This is a genomic window from Acinetobacter vivianii, assembly GCF_014635885.1.
Lineage (GTDB): Bacteria > Pseudomonadota > Gammaproteobacteria > Pseudomonadales > Moraxellaceae > Acinetobacter > Acinetobacter vivianii.
In genome coordinates this window covers 388,364-405,772 of the sequence record NZ_BMDR01000001.1, presented here as the reverse complement: position 1 = coordinate 405,772, position 17,409 = coordinate 388,364, and the positions used below count along the sequence as shown (strand labels likewise).

Annotated in this window: 10 protein-coding genes; 5 read left to right on the top strand and 5 right to left on the bottom strand. The window is 42.9% G+C overall.

Translation table 11 applies throughout. The features are described from left to right. Positions 1-172 precede the first annotated feature (172 nt). Together IEV36_RS01960 and IEV36_RS01955 are read left to right on the top strand one after the other, a co-directional pair. On the top strand, positions 173-766 hold the full coding sequence (locus tag IEV36_RS01960) for an RBBP9/YdeN family alpha/beta hydrolase (RefSeq protein ID WP_005257606.1): 594 nt from the start codon (positions 173-175) through the stop codon (positions 764-766). A gap of 233 nt (positions 767-999) precedes the next feature. After that, a complete protein-coding gene (locus IEV36_RS01955) occupies positions 1,000-2,832 on the top strand; it encodes a DUF1302 domain-containing protein (RefSeq protein WP_005257605.1) in 1,833 nt (610 codons plus the stop codon). A 75-nt stretch (positions 2,833-2,907) separates the two neighbouring features. Here the strand turns inward: IEV36_RS01955 and dsdA are convergent, their stop codons facing one another. Further along, complete coding sequence (gene dsdA, locus IEV36_RS01950; RefSeq protein WP_005257604.1) at positions 2,908-4,233, bottom strand: D-serine ammonia-lyase; 1,326 nt, start codon at positions 4,231-4,233, stop codon at positions 2,908-2,910. Between the two features lie 197 nt (positions 4,234-4,430). Between dsdA and IEV36_RS01945 the strand changes: the two genes are divergently transcribed. Beyond that, a complete protein-coding gene (locus IEV36_RS01945; RefSeq protein WP_005257603.1) occupies positions 4,431-5,153 on the top strand; it encodes a 4'-phosphopantetheinyl transferase family protein in 723 nt (240 codons plus the stop codon). Positions 5,154-5,215: 62 nt separating this feature from the next. Here the strand turns inward: IEV36_RS01945 and entS are convergent, their stop codons facing one another. The 4 genes from entS to fes are packed head-to-tail and all read right to left on the bottom strand — an operon-like array spanning position 5,216 to position 15,073. Further along, a complete protein-coding gene (gene entS, locus IEV36_RS01940; protein ID WP_005257602.1) occupies positions 5,216-6,466 on the bottom strand; it encodes an enterobactin transporter EntS in 1,251 nt (416 codons plus the stop codon). Further along, positions 6,456-13,619 (bottom strand): non-ribosomal peptide synthetase, encoded by a 7,164-nt coding sequence (locus IEV36_RS01935; protein WP_005257601.1) that lies wholly within the window; start codon positions 13,617-13,619, stop codon positions 6,456-6,458. The genes entS and IEV36_RS01935 overlap by 11 nt, the downstream gene beginning before the upstream one ends. A gap of 13 nt (positions 13,620-13,632) precedes the next feature. Beyond that, positions 13,633-13,848 carry an MbtH family protein gene (locus IEV36_RS01930; protein WP_032863903.1) on the bottom strand — a complete coding sequence of 72 codons (216 nt, stop codon included), beginning with the start codon at positions 13,846-13,848 and terminating at the stop codon, positions 13,633-13,635. 31 nt (positions 13,849-13,879) lie between these two features. After that, positions 13,880-15,073 carry an enterochelin esterase gene (fes, locus tag IEV36_RS01925; RefSeq protein ID WP_005257599.1) on the bottom strand — a complete coding sequence of 398 codons (1,194 nt, stop codon included), beginning with the start codon at positions 15,071-15,073 and terminating at the stop codon, positions 13,880-13,882. Positions 15,074-15,344: 271 nt separating this feature from the next. Here fes and IEV36_RS01920 point away from each other — a divergent pair, with 271 nt between their 5' ends. Both IEV36_RS01920 and IEV36_RS01915 read left to right on the top strand, forming a co-directional pair. Continuing rightward, positions 15,345-16,115, top strand: coding sequence for an SDR family oxidoreductase (locus IEV36_RS01920; RefSeq protein WP_005257598.1), 771 nt, complete (start codon positions 15,345-15,347; stop codon positions 16,113-16,115). Between the two features lie 61 nt (positions 16,116-16,176). Continuing rightward, positions 16,177-17,409 carry an isochorismate synthase gene (locus IEV36_RS01915; protein WP_005257595.1) on the top strand — a complete coding sequence of 411 codons (1,233 nt, stop codon included), beginning with the start codon at positions 16,177-16,179 and terminating at the stop codon, positions 17,407-17,409.

Here is a 17,409-nt window from a genome sequence, read left to right as displayed (position 1 = left end):
ACTTTTTCTGCAAAGCATATTGATATATATGAGATCGTTTGAATTGCGATGTCATCAAATGAAAAGTGCCTGTCGTGCTAGGTATATCGGACATTCTATTGACCCTCTATGTTGAATGTGACGTGATGCGTCCCCGTTATTTTTATCAAAACAAGGGTTGATTGGTGTAAAGATGGAAAAAATACAAACAGAGGCGACAGTTTTAATTATCCCAGGTTTGCGTGACCATGTGGCTTCGCATTGGCAAACCATTCTAGAAGCACGCTTAGCCAAGGTCCGTTCAGTGCCACCTTTGCAAGAAGATAAGCTTAACTATGCAAAACGTGTTACTGCGATACAGGCTGAACTGGAAAAAATACAGGGTCCAGTGATTCTGGTAGCGCATAGTGCAGGGGTTCTGATGACGATCCATTGGGCTGCACGATATCAACATCCTATTCAAGGAGCATTGCTGGTGACACCACCTGACTTGAATGACGTTTGGCCAGAACATTATCCTTCACCCAAAATGCTCAGACAAGCAGGATGGTCGCCATTGCCTAATCAAGTGCTGCCATTTCCAAGTATTGTGGCAGCGAGTGTCAATGATCCACTAGCGCATTTTAATGCAGTGGCAGCAATGGCGAAAACATGGGGCAGTACATTGATTAATTTAGGTGCTGTTGGACATCTTAATCCTGCATCTGGTTTTGGTCCGTGGCCTCAGGCAGAACAATTGATTCAGCAATTGGATTGTAAAGCTGATCAACCAAGCCTAATTGCATAACTGAGGTTGCTATAGATCAATCCATAAGATTTCCCTATGTCGAAACCAGATTTGGCTACATTTCTTTGATTTTGCATCTAAGCACCACACACCTTAAAGCATAAACAAACTCATCGGAAAACTGGGTTTTAGCCCGTTTGCTTAAAACAAAAATAGAACGTCCTGAAATGATTGCATTTTGCTCAATGGATCAGGTGTCGATTATTCATACATCATATCGATATGGAGATGATATGGTTTGTCATGTTAAAGATTCAAATGAACAAATAACTGCTCGCGTCCTCGCTCAAACAACTGTGCTATTGGGACTGCTTTGTTCACTTTCAGATACTTCAGCAGCCAGTTATAAGATCAATGAAGACTGGAGCTTAGAAAGTAACACCACTATCGCCTTGGGTGCCAGTTGGAGTACTCAAGCACCATCAGCCGCCTTATTGTATAAACCCGATGCCAATCATATTGGCAAAAATGGCATGAGTGTTGATATTAACGGTGATGATGGCCGTGCCAACTTTGATCGGGGTGATGCCATCTCACAAATCGTTAAAGGTTTTAGCGAATTCCGTTTAGTGGGCAAGCAGCAAGGTGCGGTATTGAGCGCTAAATATTGGTATGACCATGCTTATGAAACGGGGGAAGGTGATTTAAAACCTTTCGATGATTCTGAGTGGCCTAGTTTGGTTAAGTTTAAGGGGATTGAGCTATGGGATGCCTATCTTTGGAAAAATATTGAATTGAATTCAAACCAACATCTTAACCTGAAAGTTGGTAAACATAGCCTGAATTGGGGGAAATCCCAATTTTTTCAAAATGGCTTGAACTCGGTCAGCGCCTTTGATTTTGCTGCCATCAATCGACCTGCCAGTGAAGCCAAGGAGCGGATGATTCCTGTTGAGATGTTCTCTTTTGAAGCTCAGATTCAGCCAAACTTAAAACTAGAAGGATTCTATCAATTTAAGTTTAGACCCTCTGTGGTAGATGGTTGTGGGACATTTTTTGCAATTTCGGATTTTGTCCCAGAAAATTGTGGGCCGATTATGTTAACGGTGACACCGGGTGATAAGTTAACGGAAACTGCCGCTAAGGCACAAACCTACATCCCTCGTTCAGCCAGTCATTATGCAAAGGACAGTGGACAATATGGTGTTGCACTGAAACGGAATTTATCGAGCCTGAATCAAGCTGAATTAGGTGTTTATTTCGCGAATTATCATCATCGCAATGCAAACTTTGATGGGATCGCCGTGATTGGTGCTGGGGTTGAAAATTTTAAAACAGCACGCTTTTTCTCTATTTATCCTGAAAATATTAAAATGTACGGTCTAAGCCTATCTGGAAAAATAGGCACAACCAATCTGTTCAGTGAATTGAGCTATAAACCTAATCAACCCTTACAGTTGAATGGAACAGATATTGTTTACGCTCAGGTACTCTCAAAAGAAACACCACTCAAACCTGCGGGTGTTGCTGCTGATTTTGGAGAGTATCTGCAAGGTTATGTGCGTCTGCCTGTCACACAATTCTCCATCGGCGCCAGTGATTCGATTGCAGGCATTTTTAAAGCAAATAGCTTGTCTTTGGGAGCTGAATTTGCTGTCAATCATATCGCCAATATTGGCAATCATCGGTTTGGTCGAGTTGGCGTTTTTGGTCGCAGTGAATTATCAACAGGTGCTTATGATTCAGAAACAGGTGACTTTAAGTGTACGCCGTATGGAACAGCAAATCTTCCGAATGATACTGTTGATCATTTGAATGAACGTTATTGCAATAAAGACGGTTTTTTTAGTGAATGGTCCTATGGTTATCGGCTACGCGCGGCCTTAACTTATAAAGATCTTTTACCTGCAACTGTAATTACACCAAGTTTAACTTTCCGCCATGATGTATCTGGATATAGCCAGAACTTTCAGGAAGGGCAAATGAGTCTGGCAGCAGCAGTATCGGCAAATTTTCGACAAAAATATTCAGCAGAAGTCATTTATCAAAACTTTTTTGGATCAAATGACTTTAGTACGATTGATGACAGAGACTTTATATCACTTGCTTTTAAATATAGTTTTTAATTCATTTAAGTAAATCATATAAATATTCCAACAGCGTGACTTCTGCCGTGCTGTTGGAATGTTTAAAGAGGGGCTTTAAGCTTTAGTCAGATAATTTTGCATTTCCTCTATGGGAACCATCCCACCGCCAGTCCCCCATACAATATGATTGGCATGCTGTAACTGCTGCTCAGTAAATTGATGTAAGTCCGCATAACTTTGATGTTTACTCACTAGAATTGGCCCTAACATACCTGCGAGTGCAGAAGGCTCAAGTTTCAGATTTTCGGACTGGTTGAGCATTCCGAGTAAGCTATACATGGTTTGATCGTCTAGTGTATAAAAACCATCTAACAATCGTTGCATGGCACGGCCGACAAAGCCCGAAGCACGTCCCACGGCGAGACCATCTGCCGCCGTAATATTGTCAATACCAATATCCTGAACTGAGATTTCATCATGTAGCCCCGTCGCGACACCGAGTAACATACATGGGGAGTGGGTAGGTTCGGCAAAGATGCAATGCACGTGATCGCCAAACGCCATTTTTAGACCAAATGCAACACCTCCAGGGCCACCACCGACACCGCAAGGTAGATAAACAAATAAAGGATGTGCTTGATCCACAATAATATGATGTTGATCCAGCTGTTTCTTTAAACGTTCACCCGCAACGGCATAGCCCAAGAACAGGGTCTTAGAGTTTTCATCATCAATAAAAAAGCAATTGGGATTCTTTAACGCTGCTTTACGGCCTTCCTGTACCGCAATGCCGTAATCTTGCTCATACTCAATTACGGTAACCCCATGAGCGCGTAATTTGTCTTTTTTCCATTGCCGTGCATCGGCAGACATATGAACCGTCACATCAAAGCCCAGTTTGGCACTCATGATGCCAATGGAAAGTCCTAAATTACCTGTTGAGCCGACAGCGATGCTGTATTGACCAAAAAATTTTCTAAATTCTGGACTATTCAGTTTGGCATAATCATCTTGAATAGTGAGCAAATTCGCTTGTAAGGCCAGTTGCTCGGCTCGAAATAACACTTCATAGATCCCTCCACGTGCTTTAATTGATCCAGAAATAGGCAAATGGCTGTCTTTTTTCAGCCATAGTTTGCCTGTAATGATCTGATGGAAGTGCGTTTCAAGAGACTTTTGCATATAAGGGATTGCGCTAAGCTCTGATTCAATAATGCCATGACTTACACTGGTTTCTGGAAAAACCGCCATGAGGTAGGGTGCAAAACGTTGTAAACGATCACGAGCATCATCAATATCATCTTGAGTCAGGCCAACATACGGTAAACCCTGCTCAAGTGTAGTAAATGTGGAGTTAAACCAGATCGTCTCTTTAAGTTCAATCAGATCTTTCACAATCGGATAGCGTGCAACAAGGTCTTGAAGTTGATTCGAATCCATTCGGTTTCTCATAAAATTTGGATTATAAGTATAGTCAACGGGCTAAGATAATTTTATTTTTGGAGCATGATTTCAGTCAAATCAAGATTAAAACAAGAAAATGAAATTTAAGCGATAAAAAGAATGAAGGTTTTAGATAATAATAATCATTATCTTAATTATGTATAATGTTCAGGCAATAATACCTGTAACACTTGATGAATTATTTTTTAGAAATTCCACCAACGCTAGCATCAGCTTGCCTGCAACATGCAACACTGATCCCACTTACAGCAAACACGATTTGTTATCGTGCAGACATTCCAATAATCAACCAGATTCGACAGTCTTATACACTTGAACGACCGAGTTACTTGGAAAATGCCAGCGCAAAACGCCTCAATGAGTTTTTTGCAGGACGTATTCTGGCACAAGCCATCTTGCAACAACATTTTAATTGCTTAATGTGTATTAATTCGACGCAGCTAAAATTACCGCAATGGCCTAAAGGCTTTATTGGCAGTATCAGTCATTCAAATGAGCAGGTGATTGTGGCGATTTCATCGCAATCTGAATATTTAGGTATAGATATAGAACGAATCGTTGAGACTAGTTTTGCCGAGGAAAGTGCAGCACTGATTTTGACTCCATGCGAACAAAGATTATGGCAAGCCGAAATCTCGCAATATTTAAGTTTTCGTGCATACCTGACGCTTATTTTTTCTTTAAAGGAAAGTCTCTATAAAGCTGTTTATCCAGTTGCTCAAAATTATATTGATTTCTTGGAAGCCACAACGGTTGAAATGAACATGAAAAATCAATCAGCTATTTTAAAATTTGATCAAAAAACCGAAAATTGTTATGGATTAAAGCCTGAATATCAGGGTTATTGGCAATTTAATAATAATGATGTCATTACATACATAGTACAAAGCAATTAATTTCTTAGATATGGATAAAACAGATAGATGGCAAAGTCGCCATCTATCTGCATGAGAAAATTCTAACTTTGTTGCAGATCAGGATCATTAAAACTTGCGTCTCTGATCTTTTCAGCACTCATCAAAAAACCCAGCCCAAGTGCAAAGCTCAAGCCACTGAAGATAAAAATACTGCTTGAGATAGGCAGGAAGCGTGTCAGTGCACCCAGAATTGTGGTGGCAATCGAGTCAGAAGATGCATCCTGAGCCAACCAGATGGCATTGATACGACCTAAATATTCATCAGGCGTATGACCTTGTACGATGCTGTATTGCAACAGGTTGGCGATTGCTGAAAGATAGCCGAACACACTTAAGATCACCAAGGTCAACAGCAACCACGGCGACAAGCCAATCAAAAACATACAGGCAAAAACGGCAAGACTGGCATAGATCATCACTGTACCCGGTCGGGTTAAACTGGCAGTCCAGCCACTTAATAGTGCACCCAAAGTTGCACCTAATGGCACTGCGGAGTACATCAAGCCCAATTCAAATGCACCTCCTGCAAATTGTTGGTCAACGATCTGTGGGAAAAGAATACGAATGGCGCTAGTGAAGCCTAGAATCGTACCAATCAGAATGGTGCTACCCACCACTTTATTCTGGAAAACGAATTTGAAACCTTGTAATAATTGCTGGACCGGATGCTCATCTTCACTTTCGGTTTGTGGTTTTAATACAGGTAGGCCAAGTAATAACAACACCGTAAACAAGGTACCAATCGTCGCAATCCAGTAAGCCCAAGCAACACTGCTCGCGGCAATCACAATTCCACCAATCGCAGGTGAAATTACTGTCGCCAGACGTACCGAAACCATACTGATGGCACGCGCTTGCACAATGTTTTCACGCCCAACAATGATCGGCATAATCGCCATCATTGCCGTGACACCTAAAGCGCCGAAAAAGCCATCCCACGCACTTAAAAAATAAAGTGCATAAAGCGAAGGTGTATCGAGCATGGCATTCACCGCCAAGCCCATAAACCCAAAACCACAAACCAAACGGGCAAATAGAATCAGTTTTTTACGATCATAGCGATCCGAAAGTACACCACCCAACAGCAAACCGATAAACATGGCAATGCCTTCAAAAGCAGTCACAATTGCAACCTGAAAGACATCCTGCGTCATTTGATAGACTTGTTGTGGAATCGCAACAATTAACATCCCAATCGTCAGCAGCGAAACGGTTCGGGCAATAAAAACATTTCGGAAATGTGTATTCACTTTAAGCAGACTAAAGTCAGTCAAGATATTTTTAAGCTTCATGCTTTGAATCCTTTAATTGATAGACTTGACTGAGATAGTCATTTAACAATGGCCCTAATGTGGTCAATTGTTCAGGCGATAATAAGGTTTCGTGACTGGCTTCTGGCAAATGGATAATTTCCAGCTCATTCACAAGAGGTTGCCAGTTTTGTTGGGGCTGGATATAGGCAGGGAGTGATTGCTCAGCCACAAAAACATGGATCTTGCCCGCGTAAGCAGTGGTTGTATGTTGGCTCAACAGACGCACGGCATCTCGATAATTCGCAAAAATGTATTCCTGCAAACTGTCTTTTTCTTCATTCAGCGCTTCATCAGCACCATCTAAAACCTGATTAAAGAACTGAATTTGTTCCTGTTCTGCTTCTTCGGTTACAACCGCGGCATTTTGCATGTTCCATTCATGAATTTCCGCAGGATAGGTGTCTAACAAGCCCACAAAAGCAACCTCATGACCTAAACGTTGCAAACGATCTGCAAGGCCATAGGCAATCGTTCCACCCAGAGAATATCCCAAGAAGGTAAATGGGCCTTCCGGCTGTATGTCCAGTATCTGTTTTAATTGATGATCAATCAGCTCATCCATGCTCTGGCTATAAACCAGCGCGCCATTTGGACGAGGGGATTGCAAACCAATCAGGCTAATATCGGGATGTAAATAACGGTTGAGCACGCTATATTGCCAAGCCAGACCAGAACCTGGATAAATACAGAACACAGGTTTGGTTTTTGCCTCACGGATCATGAAAGTTGTGTCAAAACCAGCTTCATCTTTGGCCTGATTCATTAGATTTTGTAGTTGCACTTGCTCCGCCAGTTTTTCAATATTGGCACCCGTCATGATTTGATTCACCGCCAGACTTCGCTCAAAAGTCTTTTTAATTTCAATCGCCAGTTTCATGGCAAGAATCGAATGACCTCCAAGCGCAAAGAAATCTTCCTCGACATGGATACGACGCGTTAATCCCAAGATATTCTGGAAAATCTGTTCCAGTTTTAATTCGGTTTCACTTGAAGCAAATCGCTGCTGTGAAGAGTGATTCAATTGCGGGCGTGGCAATGCTTTACGGTCTAATTTACCGTTATGGCTTAAAGGCAAAGTCTCAAGCGCAATGAAATGGCTTGGAATCATATAAGTCGGCAAGTGTTTCGCTAAACGTTTCTTCAAACTGCCAGCATCAACACTTTGTGTGGTTTTTAGATAAGCAACCAGTTGTAGATCAGTCGCATTTTGATCTTCTGAAACAGACATTGGTTGAACCACAACTTCATCAATTTGACTGACCAGACGTAATTGCTGTTCGATTTCACCTAATTCAATACGTTGTCCACGGATTTTAAGCTGATCATCTGCACGGCCCACATATTGAATACTGCCATCTATATTCCAGCGGGCAATATCACCTGTACGGTACATCCGTTGTCCAGCCTGAAATGGATTCGCCACAAAACGTGTCGCCGTTAGATCCGCACGTTGCAAGTATCCCAGCGCCAGCTGATCACCAGCCAAATACAGTTCACCTTCAGCACCGATCGGGAGCGGGCGTAAATATTGATCCAGAATATAGAGTTGGGTATTCCAGACTGGATAGCCAATCGCAATACTATTTTCAGATGTGAACTGGGCCTGTTGCGCATCCATATAACTCACATCCACGGCTGCTTCTGTTGGGCCATATAGATTATGTAATTCAGCACTGAAATGTTGATTAAAGGCCTGCGCCATTGCAGTCGGCAATGCTTCACCACTACAGAACACACGTTTTAATGGCAGTGCCTTACGTTGCTCATCCGTTAAAAATGCAGTGACCGCTTCATCAAATACAGACAGCATGGAAGGGACAAAATGCAAAGTCGTGATATTCTTCTGCTGAATAATATCCAGCAAAGCCATTGGATCACGATGCGCATCTACAGGTGCCATCACTAGACGTGCACCCACCAGATAAGACCAGAAAAACTCCCACACGGAAACATCAAAACTGCATGGTGTTTTTTGCAAGATGCTGTCATTGATATCCAGTGGGTACTGGTGCTGCATCCATAAAATACGATTCACAATTGCCTGATGAGACACTATCACACCTTTGGGCTGACCTGTGGTACCCGAGGTATAAATAATATAGGCAGGCTGCTGTGGACTCACCAATGTAATTCTATAATTGGTCAGTGCGGTATCGGCTACATCAAATAAGCTTTCAAAATTCAGTTTCGGTGTATCGATATCTGTTAATAAGTCTGCTGCGGTAAGGGTTAGTCGCGGCTTGGCATCTTGCAACATATACTTGATACGTTCTGTCGGATGCTGAATATCGATCGGCAAATAGGCTGCACCCGCTTCAATCACAGCCAGAATCGCAATACTCAGTTTGACTGAACGAGGTAAAGCGATTGCGACAATATCACCAGCCTGAACACCGGATTGCTGTAATCGTTTCGCCAGTGTACAAACTTGCAGACGTACTTGCGCAAAGCTGAGCTGATGTTCTTCATCCACCAGCGCAATGGCTTCTAGATGGCGCAATGCCTGTGTACGCAACAATTGCTGCAAGGTTGTATACGGAACATCATGTGTAGTTTGATTGATCTGCTCAATCAATTGCTGTTCAACAGGTAATTGCAATGGATAATGCTGCAATGCAGTTTCAGGTTGTTCCAATGCGGTCTGAATCAATTGTTCAATACGTTGCAAGAATTGCGCTGGCTGTGCAATCACACCACGTTGTTCCAGTAATAACTCAATTTCCTGATCAGGAATCACCAGCAAGGCCAGAGGATAATGGCTATAGCCACGATTGGTCAGCTTTTCAATTTTTGCTGAACCTAAGTGTTGTTGCAGATATTGATGGTCAGGATAATTCTCAACCACTAATAGACTGTCAAATAAGCTGCCTTGACCCAATTGCTGCTGTATTTCATTCAGTCCTAAACCATCATGTTCCAAATGACGAATATGCAATTGTTGCAGATGATGCAATTGCTGCCATAAATTCTGCTGCATCTGTAGTTGGACACGTACAGGAATGGTATTCAGGAATAGACCAATTTGCTGCTCGATACCGTTCACGGGAGCAGAACGCCCCGCAACAGGTGTACCAAACAGGATATCTTCACGATGCGCATAGCTCTGTAAGCACATTGCCCAGATCATTTGCATAAATACATTTAAGGTAATGCCCGTTTGACGCAGCTTATGTTGAAGCGCTGCACTCAATTTTGCATTTAAGCGATGTTGGGTTTCCTGTACGTTTTGTTTCTTGGCATGTTCAAATAAAACTAAAGCTTGAGCATCGGCCAAATCCTGCTGCCAGATCTGTTTAGAACGAGTATGGTCTTGCTGTACCAGTTGCAGAATGACATCGGCATAGGCATGTTTGGCAACTGTGAGGCTTTGCTCGGGGTTCTGATAAGCTTGAATGAAATCTTGCATAAACAGCGGGGTAGACCAACCGTCTGTCAACAAATGATGCACCATCAAAATCAATTCAGATTGTTGAGATGAAGTCTGGATCAACACAGCACGAATCAGTCCATACGCCTGATGCAACTGCATCGGTTGCTTAAGCACATCTGCAATGCATTTTTCTAGGGTCTCAGGGGTACTGCTATATACATCTACAGGCCAGATTCGAGTTGGATTCGGCGTATAGACAAAGATTGGTTCATCATGCAATGTACTATCAAAACAGCCTGCCAGTTGCGGGTGTTTTCTTAATACATTAGTCAATGCCTGTTGTAACTGGATCAGATCAATCTCACCTGTGAGACTCAGGCGAGTAAAGGCATTATAGCTAGCCTGTTGCTGTTCAAGCTGCGCATGGAACAACATGCCTTTATGTAGCGGCAATAGCGGTAAAACAATCGAATCCTGTCCATATTCTGCTTGCACCTTCTGAATGATTTGATCATCAAAAACCGACTGCATGGTGTAATCAATATCTCTAGGATCCAGTACTTCCAGTTGAGTGGCCATAGTTGCAATGGTTTTGAGCTGGAAGACATCACTCGGTTTTAAACCATAGCCATGTTGACGCAATTGGGTACATAACATGATGGCAGAAATACTGTCGCCACCCGTCATAAAGAAATCATCGTCAATGCCGATCTGCTCAAGCTTTAAAACAGTAGCCGCAATCTGACACAGCAAATGTTGTTCTGGTGTTTGGGCGGCACGACTTTGAGTACGGATTTGCGGTCTTGGCAGCGCCTTTTTATCGACTTTACCACTGACATTACGCGGGAACTCCTGCATTACAGTCAAGGCTGAGGGCACCATATAATCAGGCAGGTTTTGACGTAATAAACTAAGGTAATGCTGGCTGAGTTTCTCGCTTTTTGCTTCATCGAGTTGAATCTCTTTCACCACACAATAGCCCAAAAGACGGTGGCTATTATTGATCGGTTCCGCAATCACCACCACACTTTCAATATTTGGCAGTACTGAAAGGGCATTTTCGACTTCACCAATTTCGACACGATAACCACGAATCTTGATCTGATCGTCGCAACGTCCCATAAATTCAAGTTTACCTGCCATATTCCACCGCACCAGATCACCCGTACGGTACATACGCTGTCCGTGTTCAAATGGATTGGCAATAAAACGGGTTGAACTTAAATCCGCTCGTCCCAGATAACCATTGGCAATACCAAAACCTGAAATATATAACTCACCAATGACACCAATTGGGCAGCGTTGCAGATTCTGATCCAGCACATAAGCTTGGGTATTGCCAATCGGATTGGCAATCACAGGGCGTTCCGTCAATTTTAACTCTGCACGGAAAGTATCAACCGTATATTCGGTTGGCCCATATAAGTTATGCGCAAATAAATCAGGCTGTGCATTCAATTGTTGCCATAAGGCCAATGGCGCAGCTTCACCACCAATCAAAATCAGGCTTGGATGATGCTGGCCTTGCTCAAATAATCCATTGCTGATCATCTGGGCACAGAAAGATGGCGGTAAATCAAGCGTATCAATTTGACGTTGTTGGATTTCCTGTACCAGCCCATACGCATCACGGCGCATATTCTCATCAAAAATATGTAGCTCTTGGCCCCAAATTAACCAGAAGACCTGTAACCATGAAGAATCGAATGAGAACGAATGCGTATGAGCCGCTCTGAGTGGTCGATCAGGGAAACGTTGTTGTACCGCTTCCAGCACAGGGAAATAGATCGTATGTTGATGTACAAGAATCAGATTGAGCAAAGAACCGTGAGTGTTCATTACACCTTTAGGTCGTCCTGTACTTCCTGACGTAAAAATGACATAGGCCACATCCTGAAAATCAAAACGTCGCTGCTCTGCCGGAATATCTGCTGCATCCTGCGCACGAATTTTCGCTCGAACAGCCTCATCATCCAAATGAATTTGCTGCAAAGCTTGTGGCAACTGATTTGAGAGTGCCTGTGTGGTTAAAACGAAGAGGGGGGTCGCATCCTCACACATCATTTGCATACGATCAACGGGATAGTCGAGATCCAGCGGTAAGAAACTTGCACCCGAATTCAGTACGGATAACATCATCACCACAGATTCTGCTGAGCGCGGAATCGCACCCGCAATCACGGTATTTCTCGTGGCGCCGTGAGCTTGTAAGAAACGGGTAAACTGGTTGATCTGTGCTTTTAATTCAGCAAAAGTGAGCTGATACAATGATTCGCGTTCACCGCTCAGAATCGCAATTCGGTCTGGATATTTGCTGGCCTGTTCATAAAAAATATCCAGCACATTGTTATAACTTTCAGGATGCGTAACTCGTGGCCCCGTACCCGCTTGAGCAAGAAGATGCTGTTCTGGGGTAGTCGTGATTCTAAATGGCGCACAGCTTTGCTCAGGTCGGGCAAGACATTGTTCAAGCAATAAAGTCAAACGCTGACTATGCATTAACAATTCATCTTGCGTATAGCGGGCTGCATCGGCTCGTAGCTCAATCATCAATTCCTGATTTTGAACGATAAACGAAAATTCAAAATCATCGATTGGCCCCGTGGAAATATGATGGGTTTTCACAGCCTGATCATCAATCACCAGATCCTGATCGAACGCCTTATAATTCAGGATAGGGCCATAAATACGCTCATGGGCATCAATCGAATTTAAGTCACGTAAAATCTGTTCTGCATCATATTTTTGGTGCGGGCGAATTTGTGCCAACTGCGCCTGAACATGCTGCGCCAGACTGATCCAGCTATGCTGCGGATTTACCTGAAATTGAACAGGCAGAACATTGACTGTAGGTAATAAGGCACGAATGGCTTTGGAACCCAGACGGCGCATGAATGGAACGCCCATGACCAGTTCAGACTTGTCTGTCATTTTATAAAGATAATGTAGCGACAACGCCATCATCATGTCAGGCAAAGCCAGTTTGGCAGCCGAAGCCAAAGCCTGAATTTGTGCAAGAATTCCTTGAGAGAAATGCAACTGATGTTTAATAAATCGGGCGGTTGTTTTTGCCGCAAGATGATGAGTACTTAAGGTGACTGGTGAAGCAAGGTCTTGGCAATAATTTTTCCAGAAAGCCTGATCTTCCTGATACTTTGGACTGGCCTCATAGGCTTGTCTTTCTGCAATCACATCTTTTACGGTAATAAAAGGTGAGGCTTTCAGTTCATCCTTTTGAAGCTGCTGGTAAATCTCAACAATGCGCTTGGTCAGATTAATGATACTAAAACCATCTAGCATGATGTGATGATAGCGTTGATACCAATACACTTTATCGTGGCAAACAAACAGCACCTGACGATAAAGATTGCTGTCGTTGTTTTTTAATGACTTGGCATATTGACGGTCGGTCGGCATCCAGTCCCACAAGCGTTTTTGTGCCTGCTCTGGTGAAAGATGACAAAAATCAAATTCTTCAATTGGAATTTCAACCTGATTTTTGAGCTGTAAGAATGGTTCCGCAGGATTGCAGGAATACTGCGCCGTGACCGTATCTGCTTCACTCAACCCCAGCTGAATGGCTCGCTTGAATGTTGCCAGATCCAGTGTTTTTGGTAATTCCAGACAATGTGCAATGGTATATAAGTCTTCAATCGCACTTAAATGATCTGCAAGGAAAATCCCTTGTTGAGTTGAAAGCAGATTTAAGCGTACAGGCTGTGTCGGTTCCTGAATAAATTCATTATGTAATGCTTGGTTCATATCGATAACTCCATTAAGTCACTTGGAATGGATTAATTGCTTTCCAATGCTGCTCGACATAGCCAATACACTCAGAACGCGTGGTTGGTCCTAATTGCACCTCCCAACCAGCAGGTAAGGTATGAAACTCAGGCCATAAGCTGAATTCACCTTTTATATTTTTAAGCACGAAGAAGGATAGGTTTTCGTTATCAAATGGATTGATATAATTTTCTTGTAAAGTACTCATCATGTTTTTCCTTTGAAAATTCAAGGTTTTTTTAAGAAATTAGGGTTTGCAGCGTGTCAACCAGATCATATTTCCAATTGATTGCGTCATGGCCACCTGCAAAGGTGTGAATCTGGGTAGGTCGTACTGAACTTAAGGTCGCGTAAAGTAATTGGCTGTCTTCACGCATATCTGTTTCATAAGCGCCAGTACGGATGAAGATTTGAGTCTCGTTGGGAATCGGTTGCAGATAGTGTTCGATCACCTCTAAAAAGCGTTGTGTATGACCATTTAAGAAATCACTGTTTGAATAATCGGACCACCAGTACGAGCCTGATTGCAAAATCAGACCCTGAAAAGCGGTGGGATAAAGTAAAAGTGAATGCAGAGCGCATAAACCACCTAGACTTTGACCGCATAAAAATACGGGAGTGGATGGGGATAAAGAGAAGTTTTGCTGAATATACGGAATCAGCTCTTCAACAATGGCTTGTGAAAACAGGTCACGACAACCATAGTCGAGACAACGTTGTTCACTATTGATACTGTGTAGGAATACATAACTTGCCGGACCCATCTGGCCCTGATCGGTACGAGACTGGATATCTTGTAAAATCGGTAGATGCCGACTCCAGACTTGTCCATCCAGAAGAATCACCAATGGGCTGTTCTGTGTCAGCGGCGCGGTCTGGTAGAAGTCAACTTGATAGTTTGTTGCCAGATGCTGGCTGTGCCATTCAATCGACTCATAAACGGGAGACACGTTTGCTTGCCGAGAATCTTGTGGCTGCCCCAAATGCAATTGATTGACCCAACGCGAAACTTGCGCAGGATAGGGTGGGTAAGGATTGAGGCGATCCACCTGTACATAATGCTGGAGCTGGTTGATCCACCATTTGCGACGAAGCTGTGCCTCTGGCGTTTCAGGCGCACTATCAGGGGTCGTCACCAATACATAACTACCAGACCAATTTAGAGGCAGCGTTATTTCAAAAAAGGAAATATCCGTATTTTCAATCTGCTGGAATGCATTCCATTGTTGATAAATGGAAGGGCTTTGCGAATACACATCAATATAGGTCGATTCAGTTTCTGACTGACGACGCCATAAAAAAGTACAGTGCAACTGCTGGTTATCTTCAATAACAAGAGGGGTACCGATGTGTTCGACTGAATTCCACCAGATGTCAGAACCTAAGTTTTTTTGTTGGAATATTGGATGAATTGGAAAGTAATTTGGCTTCATCTTAAGTCCATATATCGACTAGAAAGCGGCCCAACAATAATAGAATGATTCTCATTTGTAAATGAAAATAATTATCATTATATTCAATAAAAAAACACACCAATTTCGCTTAATGATAAAAAACAATAATTTAAGAAAGAAATTAGCTTTAAAAACAACCATTTTTTTCTTATTTGATAAAAAAGTGAAAATTGCCAGCTTGATTGTAATGATAATTATTTGCAATTATGTTCGGCGATCAAAAAATTGGTCGCAAATTTGGAGTATTCATATGAGCTCTACCGTCATTGTAACGGGAGCAGCCAGAGGCATTGGTGCAGCAATTTCATCTCGATTACTGCAGCAAGGTTTTACCGTCATTGGCCTTGATCAGCAAGCACAGCCCGAACACTGGGAAATAACCCAAAACCTAACAACCGAACTCGCTTCACGATGGAAAGGTATTCAATTGGATATCACCGACGAAGCCGAGACAAAAAAAGTGATTGAAGAAATTCTGGCGCAGTACAACGTTGTTGGACTGGTAAATGCCGCAGGAATTTTAATCATGACCTCGTTGCTCGATGCAAAAAATGAGGATTGGCAACGCACATTCGCCGTGAATCTGCTCGCACCGATTGCGATCAGTCAGCAAGTGGCCCAATATTTATGTGCCAAAAAACAGGGGAGTATTGTTACGGTCAGTTCCAATAGTGCCCGTATGCCACGTATACAACTGGGGATGTATGCCACGAGCAAGGCTGCTTTAAGTCATTATTGTCGCAATCTGGCATTAGAAACAGCACAACATCATGTCCGCGTGAATATCGTGTCACCTGGTTCAACCTTGACCCACATGCAAAAACAATTATGGACAACGGATCAGCCTCCCGCGGCGGTGGTCAATGGTGATCTTTCCCAATACAGGACGGGGATTCCACTTCAGAAACTTGCAGAACCTGAAGATATTGCCAATGTGGTGGTCTTTCTACTTTCAGATCAAGCTGCGCAAATTACCATGCAGGAAATTGTCGTTGACGGCGGCGCCACGCTAGGCGTGTAAAAACATAAATTCTTAACACTTTAAAACTTAAAAATAAGATGTCGTAAAAGGAGTATAGTCAATGTCTATACAACATCCCTATTTTATTCAAAAAGAAAACTATACCGAAAGTCGGGTGGCATTCGCCCAAGAAATCTTGCAATGTGATCGCGATGCGGGTTTCTACTTTACAACGCCAGACTATGTCCTGAAAAGCCAGCATAAATTGCAGGATATCGATATTGCGCCAGACAGTCATTTATCTGACTGGTTAAAACAGGCACGATCTCAACTGAATCAGGTGATTCAACAAGGCCATCCACAGGCAAAGATTCTCGGCGGGATTCCATTTTCCAACGCGCAAGATGTCAATCTTATGCTGATGGATGAGGTGAAATTTTATCAAAAGCTACTTTACACCTCATCTCATAAAGAAATAACAGCAAGTACGATAGAACAGGCCCGCTTTATTCCTTCTGGTGAGCAATATCAAGCTCAAGTCGCTGAACTGGTGCATAAAATGCAGCAAGGTGAATTGAATAAAGCCGTACTTGCCAGAATTTTAGAATTAGAACTGTCTGATGATATTGATATCTCCCAGCTCTTTTATCATTTAAGTCAAGATAATCCCGAAGGCTATAATTATGCAGTTGCCCGCGATTCGGCACATGAAGGCTGGTTTGTTGGCGCAAGTCCTGAACTTTTGGTCGCTAAACAGGGGACTCAGGTCTGGAGTAAACCCGTCGCTGGTACTTTGGCACGAGATACAGATCCGATTCAGGATCAGCACAATGCACAACAATTATTGGCTTCCGCAAAAGATCAGCATGAACATGCGGTTGTGATCGAAATGATCGCGGATCAATTAAGTCCTTTCTGTAAAAAACTACATATTCCAAAACAACCTTCACTCATTAGAACCCAACGTTTATGGCATCTAGCCAGCCGTATTGAAGGTGAATTGAAAAACAAAGACATTCACGTTTTCGATTTGGTTGAAAAACTGCATCCAACACCGGCGATCTGTGGGCAGCCAACAACAGTAGCGAAAGGTTTGATTGAGCAACTGGAACCCTTTAATCGGGAGCTTTTTGCCGGAACAATGGGTTGGGCAGATGCCCAAGGCAATGGCGAATGGTCTGTCACCGTTCGTTGCGCACGTATCCAGCACAATATCGCCCGCCTATTTGCAGGAGCAGGCATTGTTGCTGCATCTGATCCAAGTGCAGAGCATGCAGAAACTGCGGCCAAATTTAGGACTGTATTAGATGGTTTTGGGTTTTCATCTGAACACATCATGGGGAAGGTAAAATAA